The organism is Flavonifractor sp. DFI.6.63 (assembly GCF_024462255.1).
Taxonomy (GTDB): domain Bacteria; phylum Bacillota; class Clostridia; order Oscillospirales; family Oscillospiraceae; genus Lawsonibacter_A; species Lawsonibacter_A hominis.
In genome coordinates this window covers 56,504-69,309 of the sequence record NZ_JANGBE010000009.1, presented here as the reverse complement: position 1 = coordinate 69,309, position 12,806 = coordinate 56,504, and the positions used below count along the sequence as shown (strand labels likewise).

Here is a 12,806-nt window from a genome sequence, read left to right as displayed (position 1 = left end):
GGCCGCCATGCTGCACCGACGTGTCGCTTACGCCGCCGCCCTGGCTGCCGCCCTGCTGTTCCAGATCTTTTTCAAGGGCTGGTTCTCCGCGTTCCTGCTTGCCCTGGTGGTCCTTTTTCCTGTTCTGGCCCTGGCTTTGAGCCTGCCGGCCATTCTTTCCTGCGCCCTGGAGCTCTCTCCCTGCGTCCCGGCGGTGGAGCGGGGCGGCGCCGCCCGGTTCCAGGTCCGGCTGCGCAACCCCGCCGGGCTTCCCCTCTCCCTCCTGCGGGTCCGTTTGTCTTATGTCAACCAGCTGACCGGTCAGACCGAGACCCTCCGTCGGGAGGTGCGCGGCGCCTCCCGGGGCGCGGCCTTTTCCCTGGACGCGGACACCGCCCACTGCGGACGCCTGGTATGCACCGTGACGCGGCTGAGCATATGCGACCTGCTGGGGTTGTGCTCCCTTCCCCGCCCGGTCTCCGGTCAGGCGGAGCTGCTGGTGCTGCCTGTGCCCGCATCTCTTGAGATCCCTCCGGAGCTCACCGGGGAACAGGACCGCGGAAAGCGCCTGCGGCCCCGGCCCGGCGGCGGCCCCGGCGAAGACTATGACCTGCGCGCCTACCGCCCCGGCGACCCCATGAAGAGCGTCCACTGGAAGCTCTCCACCAAGCGGGACGAGCTGGTGGTACGGGAAGTGCTGGAGCCCTGCCGGGCGGAACTGATCCTGAGCTTCGATCATTTCGGTACGCCCGAGACCCTGGACGCCGTGCTGGACCGTCTGTGCGCCCTGTCCCGGGCCCTGCTGGAACGGGAACGCCCCCACCGCATCCAGTGGGCCGACCCCGTGAGCGGCGCAGTGGAGGACCATTCGGTGGAGGATGCGCAGGGCCTGCGCGCCGCCCTCGCCGCCGCCTGCTCCGCCCCCGCCCCGGAGACGGGCCGTTCCATTCTGGACGGAGCGCTCTGCGTCCAAAGCGCCGGAGGCCGCCACATCCACGTGACGGCCCACGGCCTGAAAGGGGGCGCAGCGGTATGAGGCGTCGCCGTGCCCGCACGCCCCGGCGGGGTCCTCTTGGCGTACTGGGGGACGGGGCGCTGCTCTTTCTGATTCTGACCGGGACGCTTTTTTCCTTTCTGACCGCCTTCGGCGCGGCGGTTCTGTCCCTGCCGCTGCTGCTGGGCTGCGCCGCCTGCGCCCTGCTTTTCCTGGGGGTCTTTTCCCTGCCCCGGCGCCGCCTGTCGCTCCTGCTGCTTCTGCTGCTCCTGCTGGGGCTGTGGCTCCTGGCCCTGTGGCGTCTCTGGGATACGCTGACGCTGGGCGAGATCGCCCTGCGCTGCGCCGTTCACAATTCCATTGCCGACAGTCTGGGCCGGAACAGCTACATTCACCCCATCGCCCAACTCCCGGAGCAGACCTGGCTCCGCGCCGCCACCGCGCTGGCGCTGTGTGCCGCGGCGGCGCTGGGCGCGCTGCTGGGCCTGTCCATCGTCCGGCTGCGCTCCGGTCTTCTGACGCTGCTCTTCTCCCTTCCCTTCCTGGCCGTTCCCCTGGCGTTCACCCTGACCCCGGCATGGCTGCCCCTGATGGCGGTACTGCTGGGCTGGGGCGTGCTTGTGCTCTGTTCGCTCACCGCCCGGTGGGACGGCGGGGGAAGCGCGCGGCTCTGTCTGGTCGCCCTGCCGGTGCTGGCACTCGTGCTGCTGCTGCTGAATGTGGCTCTGCCGCAGGAGTCCTACCGGCGCCCCGCCTGGGCGGACCAGGCCAACGAGGCGATCACCAACTGGGCCGTGCGCGTAAGCGACCGGCTCTTCCCCGGCCTGAAGCTGGGGGGCGGCGGCACCCTGTCCGGGGCCGACGCCAGCGTGGACCTGGCCGACGCGGGCCCCCTGCGCTATTCCGGGCGTACGGTGCTGGAGGTCAGCACCTCCCTGCGGGGCCGGCTCTACCTGCGCGGATTTTCCGGCGCGGTATACGACGGCGGCTCCTGGGCGCCCCTGGATGAGCAAAGCTACGAGAGCGAGCCCCTCTACAGCAGCACCTACCGCCCCGCCTGGACCCGGGACGACGTTCAGCCCATGAATTTTCCCGCCCTGGCCGACCGCGCCAGTGTTCCGGGCAAGGACTACGCCAGCGTCACCATCCGCAATCTGGGCGCCGATCCGGGCTATGTATACTATCCCTATCAGCTGCTCTCCACTCCGGAAGAGATCTCCGGCGGGCAGTTTGTACACGACGCTTATCTGGCCCGGGAGGAAGGCGTCTGGACGCATACGCTCTATGTGCAGCCCGACTGCGACCCGCTCTCCGGCGCCCAGCTGCCGGAGGAGCTCCGGGACGCCGAGCAGGAATACGCCCGCTTCGTCTATCAAAACTACACCGGCGTGCCGGACGCACTGAGCGACACGCTGTACCGCCACCTGATCTCCATGGTGGCCGAGCCGGAGGCCTGTCTGCCCGGCGGCGCGGAGAACGAGCACTATCAGGCGCTGATGTACGGCAGCTATGGGGGCAACGCCGCGTTTGCCCTGACCCTTTCCGCCCTGATCTCCGACTACCTGGGCCAGCTGGCCGTGTACGATCCGGCTACGCCCGCCGTCCCGGAGGGGGAGGATTACGTGCGCTGGTTCCTGGAGGAAAGCCGCCGGGGCTACTGCATGCATTTTGCCAGCGCCGCCGTCCTGCTGCTGCGTTATAACGGCGTCCCCGCCCGGTATGTGTCCGGCTACGTGGCCGACGTGGCCTCTTCCGGAACGGCCCGCGTGCCCGACTCCAACGCCCATGCCTGGGTGGAGATCTACCTGGACGGCTACGGGTGGCATCCCGTGGAGGTCACCCCCGCCTACGCCGGGGCGCAGCCCGGCCAGAGCGGCGCCCCGGCCGAAACGGCGCAGCCCACGCCCACCCCCAGCGCGGCTCCCGCGCCGTCCCGGGGCCCCAACGCCGCCGTGCCCACGCCCACGCCCACGCCTCAGGCCCAGGCGGCCCAGAGCGCGCCCTTCGATCTACGCCTGCTGCTCTTCCCGGCGGGGATGGGCCTGCTTCTGGCGCTGTTCGCCCTGCGGCGGCGGCTGGCGCTGAGGCGGCGGGAGCGCCGTTTCCGCCAGGCAGACGCCAACCGGGCCGTGATCGAGGCCTATCTCTACCTCCAGCGGCTGGAGCGCTGGGGCGGCGTGATGCCGGAGACGGCTGAAGCGCTCGCCAAAAAGGCCGCGTTCAGCCAGCACGCCATGACCCAGCCGGAGCGGGAAGCCGTTGTCTCCGCCGCCCGCGCCTGCGCCGCCCGCGTGGACGCCGCGCTCCCCCGCTGGAGACGGCTGCTCTTCCGGTATTGGTTCGGGCTGTAGACGCTCTGGAAGGGCGCAAGCAGGGAACGTCCCCCGGCGGTCCTGGCGGGACCGCCGGGGGACGCCACAGTCTGTCGAAAACGGCCCGCGTCATTCGGTCAGCGCAAATACGCCGGGAACCCGTTCGTCCTTGTCAAAAACGTTGTTGTACTGCAAAATCCGGTACTGCGTCAGCTGGTCCGCCAGCGTTTGAGGCAGGGCGTCCCGCTCTCCGTACCAGTTGCCCGCGCTGTCCCGGATCCCCACGGTGTTGATCACAGGGAGCTGCCGGCGGAGCCGGGACAAAAACGCCTGATACTGCGTCCTGGGCAAATTGGCGGCGTCCATCAGCAGGGCGGAGAGATAATTGAGCGAGAGCTCCACCCCCTCCTCCTCCGGGATATCGTAATTGGCCCAGAGCACAAAGGGCACCATCTGCTTTTTTTCCGCCCAGGCGGTGGCGGGGTCGGTTCCCAGCACCCGGTTATAAAAGCTGGTGGCCACCTGGGGCTGATGGTCGCCGAACAGCAGGATCATCGTCGGCTCCTCCACCTGGGCGAAATATTCCACCAGCTCCTCAAAGGCCCGGTCGCTCTCATGGATCAGGGAGAGGTACTGGTCCACGGTGGGGAATTTCCCCTCCATGGGCCCGGTCAGCCAGCTCGTCCGTTCCAGGCCGGTCCAGGGCATGTTGTAGCTGCTGTGATTCTGCATGGTCACGTTGAAGAAAAAGAGCTTTTCGCCCGCTTCCTTTTCCTCGTAGAGCCGGATGAGATGCTCATAGTTGGACCGGTCGGAGACATACCCCTCCCCGGCCTTGCCCCGCAGGTAGTCCCAGTCCTGGAAATCCCGCTGGAAATACGTCTCGTCAAAGCCGTAATCGGCGTATACGCTCACCCGGTTCCAGCCGGAGGTCAGATAGGGGTGCATCGCCACACAGCGGTAGCCCAGCGCCTTCATCTGTCCCACCAGGGAGGGGTCCCCGTCGGACACATAGAGCTGGTAGGCCACGGTGCTGGCCGGTAGAAAGGCCATGGTATTGCCGGTGAAAAATTCATATTCGGAATTCGCGGTGTTGCCCCCGAACACGGAGGAATAGGCATAGCCCTTGATCGTGTTTTCCGTCAGGGAGCGGAGGAAGGGCATCGCGTCCTGATTGGTCTGCACGCCCGGCAGCACCGACAGGTCGGAGAAGGACTCGTTCATGACGACGATCACGTTGACCGGCGTCTCCCCCTCGGCTTCGGCGCCGGCGGCCGCGCCGCCGGCCAGCGCCTGGGCGGCCTGGGGGGAGTAGCCCTCCGGCTGCTCGGTGCGCATGTACTTCATACAAACGGTAAAATTCAGCAGCAGGCCGTTGCCCCGGGTGGTCCACAGGGAGGGCTGCACGCCCAGGGCCTCCACGATCCCGGTCCCGAAGAAGAGCGCGAGGTACGCCGCCGTCACGCCCGCGGTGCACGCCAGCCGCCTCCAGGAGCGGGCGTGCCGCGCCTCCCGCGGCAGCAGCGACACCAGCAGCAGAACGGCCAGCATGATCAGGAAGGTGATCACCTGTTTGAAGTCGGGGGTATAGTCGTAATGGACGGCCACATTCGCGGCGGTACGCAGGGAGAGGAAGTCCGCCGGGAAGAGGGTGCGCCCCCGAAAGGCGATCAGGTAATGGCTGGCGCAGCCGAACGCCCAGGCCGTGCCCAGACCCCACTTCACCGCCGATGTCCGCCGCCGGAAGATCGTGTAAAACGCCAGCTCCCCCAGATAGTACCAGGCCAGGTTGAGCAGGATCTGCACCGCGGTGAAATCGGTCCAGGGGTTATTATAGTTGAGCGCCTCCACCAGCGTGAAGGAGAGCAGCGGGGTCAGCAGCAGCAGCAGGCGGGAGATCCGGGCCGCCTTGACCTCGTCCAGCGCCAGCTTGGGGTAGCGCAGCCGCCGCCGCAGTTCATTCCGTTGTTTGGGATAGGACACCTGGGAACTCATATTACGCCTCTTTTACCCTTTCATGACGGCTTTTTTACGTTTTGCATGGTCTGCATTATAGCAAGCAAAGCCCGAAAGCGCAACGCGCTTTCGGGCTTTTTAATGAAATCTTCATCTGTTTTTTTGCCGCAGGGGCGGGCCCTCCAGAGCGAGCACCCGGTCGCAGCGGGAGAGCACCGCCTCCTGATGGCTGGTCAGCAGCACCGGCGTTCCCAGGGCCCGGATACGCGCCAGGATGCGTCCGGCCCGCTGCGCGTCCACACCGGCAAACGGTTCGTCCAGCAAAAGCAGCGCGCCCCCGCAGGCCAGGCACCGGGCCAGCGCCAGCCGCCGGCCCATGCCGCCGGAGAGCTGGGCCGGATACCGCGCCTGCTCCCCCGCCAGCTCCACCAGTTCCAGCCAGCGGCCGGCCTCCCCCCGCCGGGCCTTCGGCAGCACATCGGTGATGTGCTGCCCCACCGTGCGCCAGGGCAGCAGCCGGTCCTCCTGAAAGAGCAGGCTCACCGGTCCGGGGAGGGACGCCGTCCCGGCCTGCGGCTTTTGCAGCCCCGCCAGTACCCGCAGCAGGGTGGTCTTGCCGCAGCCGGAGGGTCCGGACAGGGCGGTGATCCCCTGCTCCGGCACCGCCAGGGAAAATCCGTCCAAAACGGTCTTCTCTGCAAAACAGACGGTAATATTCGACACCGATATCACACCCGCGCCTCCTTTCCCCACCGCCGGAACAGGAAACCCAGGGCGTACTCCAGCACAAAGCTCAGGGCAATGACCGCCGCCGTCCAGGCGAAGAGGGCGGGCGTGTCCAGGGTGATCTTGGCGCGGTAAAGCTCCTTGCCGATGGCCAGGGCGGGCTGGCAGAGCACCTCCGCCGCCACCCCCGCTTTCCAGGCCAGGCCCAGGGCGGTGGCGCAGCCGCTGGCGACATACGGCAGGGCGCAGGGCACATAGATGAGACGCAGCTTCTTTCCGGGGGAAAAGCGGTAGGCCCCGGCGGCCTCCAGCAGCTTGGGATCGGTCTGGCCGATCCCTTTGCACACATTGCCCCACAGTACCGGCAGCACCATCAGCGCGGAAACCACGGCGGGCACCCGCCCTGTGGGCGCCCACAGGAGCACCAGCACGATGAAGGAGGCCACCGGGGTGGCCCGGATCACCTTCACCGCCGGGGCGATCAGCCGTCCGGCCCAGGGCTGGGCACAGGTGAGGGCGGCCAAAAGCGCCCCCAGGGCCGCGCCTGCGGCAAAGCCGCCGAAAATGCGCCCCAGGCTCATCAGAGCCGAGCGCCAGAAAACCGCCGTTCCCGCCAGCTCCCACAGCCGCGCCGCCACCGCCAGCGGACCGGGCAGCAGCAGCTGCTTGCCCACCCAAAGGGCCGCAAGCTGCCAAACCCCCAGCCAAAAGGCCAGGGGTATGACAACGTTTCGTATTCTTGCGCCTATCCGATTACGGGACGTAGTAGAAGGCGTCATCGGGGATGGCACCTCCGATCGAAGTGGGATCGGCCGCAAAGAGCACCTCATAGTAGCTGGAAACCTCCATCAGGTCCTCCCCGTCCACATAGACCAAATTGGCCTGGGGGATGGCAGCCTTGGCCACGGCGGCCTTGGGAACGATCTCATACTGCTCCATCAGGGCGGCGGCCTGCTCGGGTTCGGCGTTGGCGTATGCAATGGACGCCTTGTAGTCGGCCAGGATGCCGCTTACCAGCTCGCTGTTCTCCTCCAGCCACTCCGTGCGCCCCACCAGGCAGCCCATGGTGAACGTCCCCCGGGCGCCGGACCCGGCCCAGGCGTCGTTCAGGTCCACCGCGTCCCGCACGTCGGCGTTCTGGAGCATGACGCTGGTGGCCGCGGGTACCGGGAGCATGCACAGTTCGATCTCGCCGGAGGCCATGAGGGTGGTCAGCTCGTCGCTGGTCTTCCACTCAATGGTCACATCCCGGCCGGGGGTCAAGCCGTTCTGCTCCAGCAGATAATGGAGCACATACTCCGGATTGGCGCCCTGGCCGGTGGCGTAAAGGGTCTTGCCCGCCAGGTCGGCCATGCTGTGAACGCTCTCGCCGTTCTCCAGAATGTGGAGCACGCCCAGAGTATTCAGGGCCAGCAGCTTCACGCCGCCCTGGGTCTTGTTGTACAGGCTGGCGGCCAGATTGGTGGGCACGGCGGCCAGGTCCAGCTCGCCGTTGATGAGCTTGGGCACGATGTCGTTGGCCGGGTCGGCGCCCAGGGTCACCTCGTAGCGCAGCAGGGTGCCCTCATAGGTCCCGGCCTCCGCCTGGGCAAAGTCTGCGTCGTTGTCGGCCAGAAGCTTGGCGGCGCCCATACCGGTGGGGCCTTTCAGCAGGCCCAAGTTTACCGTAACATAAGGCGCCGCTGTTTCCGGGGCGGCGGTCTCGGGGGCCGCCGTCCCGGGCGGGGCCGTCTCCGGAGCGGCCGTTCCCGGGGCGGCGGTGGAGGCGCACCCGCCCAGCAGGCCGAAGGTCAGGGCCAAACTCAGCAGCAGCGCCGCAGTTTTGTTCCGTTTCATGATTTCCTCGTTCCTTTCCTCGTTTGGATCACAGCCCGTTCAGCCGCTCCTCATCCAGCAGGCGGATGCCCGCCGCCTCCCGCCGGATGGCGCCCGAGGCGGTCAGGGCATCCAGCGCGCGATAGAGGGAGGCCCGGCTCACACCCAGCCGTTTGGCCAGGCCTGTCGCCGAGCAGTCCCACTCCATCCAGCCCTCCCGGCTGTGCGTCAGCAGATACTGGGCCAGCTTGCCCTCGGCGCTTCCGGCGGCGAGGGCGTCGATCTTCTCATTCAAAAACCAGATGCGCTGGGACAGGTAGGCCACATAATTATACCCCACCGCCGGGAAGCGGGCCATCAGCTCCTCCACCAGTGCCTGTGGAAAAAAGAGCAGATCACACCGGGAACGGGCGGTCAGGGTGGTGGCGTAATCCGCCCGGTCGTTGAACAGCGCCGCCGCGCCGAACAGATCGCCCGGCTGCAGCACGCTCATGATGAGCTCCCCCTTGTTCACCTGCACCCGGCCCGCCAGCACCACCGCCAGGCAGCGGCGGAACCGGTGGGGCGCGTAGATGACCGTCCCCCGTTCCGCCCGCTCCCGCCGGCAGCGTCCGTCCGACAACGCAAACATGAGGGCCTGTTCCGGCGCGCCCCGAAACAGGAAGGTCCCCGCCAGCAGCGCCCTCAGTGTCTCCTCCACGGCCGCGCCCCATTTCTGTCTCAAATGATACAGTTTAGTTTATCACAAACTTTTAAAATGTCAACCGCTTCCATTCATTCTTTTTCCGAAAAGGGTCCCATATGCGTTCAAAAGCATAGTATGGGGAGAAAAAGGAGGGAACTCACCATGGTGAAACGCAATGACCAGCGGGCGCTGGAGCGGGCCAGGGCCCAAGCCGCCGCCCAGGCCATCATCGCCCAGGGCCGCCGGCTCCAGCCGGAGCAGGCGGCGGCGCCCGCGCTGGAGGAAGAACCGATGAACCGCTACCGAAACCCGCTCCAGGAGCGCCCGGCGGGTCCTGTTTTCCTGCCGCCCTATCCCTGTGGAAGCGACGCGCAGACACAGGCGTGCCTGGAACGGATCCTGGAGACCCTGGTGTGCCAAAACCAGCTTTTGGTGGATCTGCTGGGGGCCGTCAACTCTCTCACCGCCGCTACGCTGAGCGTCCGGGACCGGGGCTGAAAACAGGCTGAGCCCCCGCCCAAACGGCGGGGGCTCAGCGGCAGCCGGACAAAGCAGGTCTTTGTCCTCTTTAAAATTCGATCTCTTTCCGGGCCATAACGCCCCGGTCATAGGGGTGCTTTTCTTTCACCACGTGGGAAATATAGTCCGCCCGCTCGGCCAGCTGCGGGGGCAGGCTGTGACCGGTGATCGCGACCTCCATCCCCTCCGGACGCCCGTCCAGGAAAGCGCAGAGCTCCTCCATGGGCAAAAAGCCGTAGGTCGCGTCGATGACCTCGTCCAGCACCAGCAGGCGCGCCTGCTCCTGCCGGGCCAGCTCCACCGCCTGGCGGAACAGGCTCAGGCAGTTCTCCGCCGTCTCGGCCTTTTCGTCGTCGTTCATCTGGAAGGTGAACTTGTTTACGCCCTTCGTCCGCAGCAGCGTGATTTCGGGAAAGCGCTCCACAGCCTTCCCCTCGCCGCCGGCGCCGCTCTTCAAAAACTGAGCGACGACCACTCTGCGCCCCCAGCCCGCACACCGGAAGGCCAGGCCGAAGACCGCCGTGGTCTTCCCTTTTCCGTCCCCATAATAGAGCTGGACCAGCCCTTGCTCCTTTGCCAAACGGATCACCTCGCTATTTTATTTGGATCCCCCGGCGGACAGGCGGCAACCGCCTGTCCGCCGGGGCAGGATCAGTATAACAGGCTTTCCCGGCTTTTACAACTGCGTCCGGCCGCCGCACTTCTCGTGGTAGCGGCGCACCAGATCGGCCAGCGTCAGATGGTCCACCACGCCGTCCACGGCGGCCTGGATCTCGCGCCACACCTCTACGGTGACGCAGCGGTCGGCCCGCTCGCAGCAGCCCACGCCGTCGGCGCAGCTCACCGGGGCCAGACTGCCCTCCAGCACCCGCAGGATCTCGCCCACGGTATAGCCCTCCGGCGTCCGGGTCAGCAGATAGCCGCCTCCCGCGCCCCGCACGCTGCGCACCAGGCCCGCACGGGAGAGTTGGGTCACGATCTGTTCCAGATATTTGTCGGAGATTTCCTGCCGCTGGGCCACATCCCGCAGCGGGACGGCGCTCCCTTCACTGTGGATGGCCAGATCTAACATCAGGCGCAGGGCATAGCGCCCCTTGGTGGAAATTTTCATGTGGCATCCCTACCTTTTCTTATCCTTATAATACCACAGGTTCACTAGGAATTCAAGCCAAAAACTCCCCCTTGACTTTTGCGCCTAAAAGTGCTAAAGTACGCAGTAATAGGGAGCGTGGTTTTCTCATGTGGAAGCACACCGGTTATGGATACGGCTATTACCGCTATTATTATGGTAGCGGTTCTTCTGCCTGCCCATAACCGGCCTGTCTGGATGAGGCGTTCCCTGCATCGATCAGGACGCACCCGCCGCGGCGGCCCAGTTGGGCTGCCGCGGTTTTTGTGTTACAGGAAAGGAGCATACTGCAATGGTTGTCATTTTAAAACGAGAGCATACCCAGCAGCAGCTGGAGCAGGCCGTGCGCGCCATGGAGGCCGGCGGAGTCAAGGTCATGATATCCAAAGGGGCCGAGACCACTATTTTGGGCGCCGAGGGCAACGCGGAGGGCATCGACCAGGAGAAGGTCGCCCTTCTGCCGGGCGTAGAACGGGTCATGCGGGTCACCGAACCCTACAAGAAGGCCAACCGGAAATATCACCCGGACGACACGGCGATCGATCTGGGCAACGGTATCCTGGTGGGCGGCCAGCGTCTGGCCGTCATCGCCGGCCCCTGCTCGGTGGAGAGCGAGGCGCAGATCGTGGCGGTGGCGCAGGCCGTGAAGGGCGCCGGAGCGGCAGCCCTGCGGGGCGGCGCGTTCAAGCCGCGCACGTCCCCCTATTCCTTTCAGGGCCTGGAGTGCCAGGGGCTGGAGCTGCTGAAGGAGGCCCGCGAGGCCACCGGCCTGCCCATCGTCACCGAGATCATGGGCACCGAATACATCGACCTGTTCGAGGCGTGCGTGGACGTGATCCAGGTGGGCGCCCGGAATATGCAGAACTTCGACCTGCTGAAAAAACTGGGACGGCATACCACCAAGCCCATCCTGCTCAAACGGGGCCTCTCCAACACCATCGAGGAATGGCTCATGAGCGCGGAATACATTATGGCAGGCGGCAACGAAAAGGTCATTCTCTGTGAGCGCGGCATCCGCACCTTTGAGACCTACACCCGCAACACCCTGGACCTGTCCGCCGTACTGGCGGTGAAGCGGCTCTCCCATCTGCCGGTGGTGGTGGACCCCTCCCATGCCTGCGGCAAGGCCTGGATGGTGGAGCGAATGAGTCTGGCCGCCGCGGCCGCCGGAGCGGACGGTCTCATCGTGGAAGTCCACAACGACCCGCCCCATGCGCTGTGCGACGGGGCGCAGTCCATCACCCCGGAGCAGTTCGGCACGCTGATGGACAAGCTGGGCGCGCTGGGCGCCTGCATAGGGAGAACGGTATGAAACACACGATCGTCATCGTGGGCCTGGGTCTGATCGGAGGAAGCCTGGCCCTGGCCCTGAAGGGTTTCGAGGATTTTGAAGTGGTGGGCGTGGACGTATCCCAGCCCACCCTCCGCTACGCCCGGGAACACGCCGTGGCCGACCGGGTCTGCGAGGATGCGGCGGCGGTGTTGGGGCAGGCCGACGTGGTGGCGCTTGCCCTGCACCCCCAGGGGATCGTGGATTTTCTCAGCGCCTACCGGGATCAATTCAAGCCCGGCACGCTGGTATGGGACGTATGCGGCGTCAAAAGCGCAGTCATGCAGGCGGCCCAGGTCCTGCCGGCGTCGGTGGACTTCATCGGATGCCATCCCATGGCGGGCACCGAGTTTTCCGGGATCGAGCATGCCTTTGCGGAGATGTTCCGGGACTCCCACTTCATCCTGTGCCGCCGCCCGGACAGCACCCCGGAACACGTGGCCCTGCTGGAACGCATGGCCGCCCATATGGGCTTTCGGGACGTATACCAGACCACGCCGGAGGCCCACGACGCTCTGATCGCCTACACCAGCCAGGTGATGCACATCATCGCCGTCTCGGTCTGCGACGACCCGATGCTCTTTGACTGTAAGGGCTTTGAGGGCAGCTCCTTCCGGGGCTGCACCCGGGTGGCCGCGCTGGACGTGGGACTGTGGACCCAGCTTTTCTCCCTCAACGCCCCCGCCCTGCTGGAGGTGCTGGACCGGCTGCTGGCCAACCTTCGGTCCTACCGGGATACCCTGGCCTGCGGAGATCAGGGCCGGCTGTCGGAGAAGCTGGCCTTCTCCGCCGCCCGCAAGCGGCAGATGAGCCTGCCCGGCCCCGACCTGCTGGGTCCGCTGTAGCATGGATACGGCATCCCGTTCCGCACGGGGCGGCCGTTGGCGGCCGTTCGCCTTGCCCGCCCGCCCCGGAAAAATGCCCGGCTTAGCGCCAGGCATTTTTTCGGGACAGCACCGCAGCCTTTGCCAAGAGCGAGCCGCAAAGAACCTGTGCGGCGGCGCCCGGTGGTACCGTCACATTCTCGCCCGTGCGATAAGCGTCTTTGCTTCTTCCTTTCGGAGCACCCTGCCACAGGACACTACTTTTCCATCGACCACCAGCGCCGGGGTCGTCATGACGCCATAGGACGCGATCTGCACGAAGTCCGTCACATGCTCGACGGCGGTTTCCATGCCCAGTTCTGCCAAGGCGGCCCGAACCGCCTGCTCCAGCGCGTTGCATTTCGCGCAGCCGGAGCCCAATACCTTCACCCCCGTGACGGCTTCCGGCGCCCCGGTCCGCTCCGCGCCGCCGGTCCCTGCGCAGCAGCCGGGCCGCAGCTTCTCTTTTTTGGTTCCAAACAGTCCCATAACAATACC

At 66.2% G+C, this 12,806-nt stretch carries 13 protein-coding genes; 5 read left to right on the top strand and 8 right to left on the bottom strand.

Translation table 11 applies throughout. The annotated features are described in order from the left end of the window. Positions 1 to 7: 7 nt before the first annotated feature. Both NE547_RS06820 and NE547_RS06815 read left to right on the top strand, forming a co-directional pair. Entirely contained in the window at positions 8 to 1,015 is a 1,008-nt protein-coding gene (locus tag NE547_RS06820; RefSeq protein WP_256175138.1) for a DUF58 domain-containing protein, read from the top strand. Next, the gene (locus tag NE547_RS06815) at positions 1,012 to 3,324 is read left to right on the top strand and encodes a transglutaminase family protein (RefSeq protein ID WP_256175137.1); all 2,313 of its coding nucleotides are present in this window, start codon (positions 1,012 to 1,014) and stop codon (positions 3,322 to 3,324) included. The genes NE547_RS06820 and NE547_RS06815 overlap by 4 nt, the downstream gene beginning before the upstream one ends. A 90-nt stretch (positions 3,325 to 3,414) precedes the next feature. On the opposite strand, the gene NE547_RS06810 is transcribed toward NE547_RS06815, so the two are convergent. The 5 genes from NE547_RS06810 to NE547_RS06790 form a co-directional block, all read right to left on the bottom strand. After that, positions 3,415 to 5,280, bottom strand: coding sequence for an LTA synthase family protein (locus tag NE547_RS06810; protein ID WP_256175136.1), 1,866 nt, complete (start codon positions 5,278 to 5,280; stop codon positions 3,415 to 3,417). Positions 5,281 to 5,391: 111 nt separating this feature from the next. Further along, positions 5,392 to 5,973 carry an ATP-binding cassette domain-containing protein gene (locus tag NE547_RS06805; protein ID WP_256175134.1) on the bottom strand — a complete coding sequence of 194 codons (582 nt, stop codon included), beginning with the start codon at positions 5,971 to 5,973 and terminating at the stop codon, positions 5,392 to 5,394. Next, positions 5,970 to 6,641, bottom strand: coding sequence for an ABC transporter permease (locus tag NE547_RS06800; protein WP_256175132.1), 672 nt, complete (start codon positions 6,639 to 6,641; stop codon positions 5,970 to 5,972). The genes NE547_RS06805 and NE547_RS06800 overlap by 4 nt, the downstream gene beginning before the upstream one ends. Before the next feature lie 79 nt (positions 6,642 to 6,720). Then, positions 6,721 to 7,803, bottom strand: a complete 1,083-nt coding sequence (locus NE547_RS06795; protein WP_256175131.1) for an ABC transporter substrate-binding protein — start codon at positions 7,801 to 7,803, stop codon at positions 6,721 to 6,723. A gap of 28 nt (positions 7,804 to 7,831) precedes the next feature. Then, a complete protein-coding gene (locus NE547_RS06790; RefSeq protein ID WP_256175129.1) occupies positions 7,832 to 8,482 on the bottom strand; it encodes a Crp/Fnr family transcriptional regulator in 651 nt (216 codons plus the stop codon). Between the two features lie 147 nt (positions 8,483 to 8,629). On the opposite strand from NE547_RS06790, the gene NE547_RS06785 reads away from it, so the two are divergent. Beyond that, complete coding sequence (locus NE547_RS06785; protein ID WP_186906914.1) at positions 8,630 to 8,965, top strand: hypothetical protein; 336 nt, start codon at positions 8,630 to 8,632, stop codon at positions 8,963 to 8,965. 70 nt (positions 8,966 to 9,035) lie between these two features. On the opposite strand, the gene NE547_RS06780 is transcribed toward NE547_RS06785, so the two are convergent. After that, positions 9,036 to 9,575, bottom strand: a complete 540-nt coding sequence (locus tag NE547_RS06780; RefSeq protein WP_256175127.1) for a cob(I)yrinic acid a,c-diamide adenosyltransferase — start codon at positions 9,573 to 9,575, stop codon at positions 9,036 to 9,038. 87 nt (positions 9,576 to 9,662) lie between these two features. Continuing rightward, complete coding sequence (locus NE547_RS06775) at positions 9,663 to 10,097, bottom strand: Rrf2 family transcriptional regulator (protein WP_256175125.1); 435 nt, start codon at positions 10,095 to 10,097, stop codon at positions 9,663 to 9,665. Positions 10,098 to 10,407: 310 nt separating this feature from the next. Here NE547_RS06775 and aroF point away from each other — a divergent pair, with 310 nt between their 5' ends. Both aroF and NE547_RS06765 read left to right on the top strand, forming a co-directional pair. Next, on the top strand, positions 10,408 to 11,427 hold the full coding sequence (gene aroF, locus NE547_RS06770; RefSeq protein WP_186906917.1) for a 3-deoxy-7-phosphoheptulonate synthase: 1,020 nt from the start codon (positions 10,408 to 10,410) through the stop codon (positions 11,425 to 11,427). Continuing rightward, positions 11,424 to 12,290, top strand: a complete 867-nt coding sequence (locus NE547_RS06765; RefSeq protein ID WP_256175122.1) for a prephenate dehydrogenase/arogenate dehydrogenase family protein — start codon at positions 11,424 to 11,426, stop codon at positions 12,288 to 12,290. The genes aroF and NE547_RS06765 overlap by 4 nt, the downstream gene beginning before the upstream one ends. Before the next feature lie 171 nt (positions 12,291 to 12,461). Here the strand turns inward: NE547_RS06765 and NE547_RS06760 are convergent, their stop codons facing one another. Next, complete coding sequence (locus NE547_RS06760) at positions 12,462 to 12,797, bottom strand: thioredoxin family protein (RefSeq protein WP_186906919.1); 336 nt, start codon at positions 12,795 to 12,797, stop codon at positions 12,462 to 12,464. Between the last annotated feature and the right edge of the window lie 9 nt (positions 12,798 to 12,806).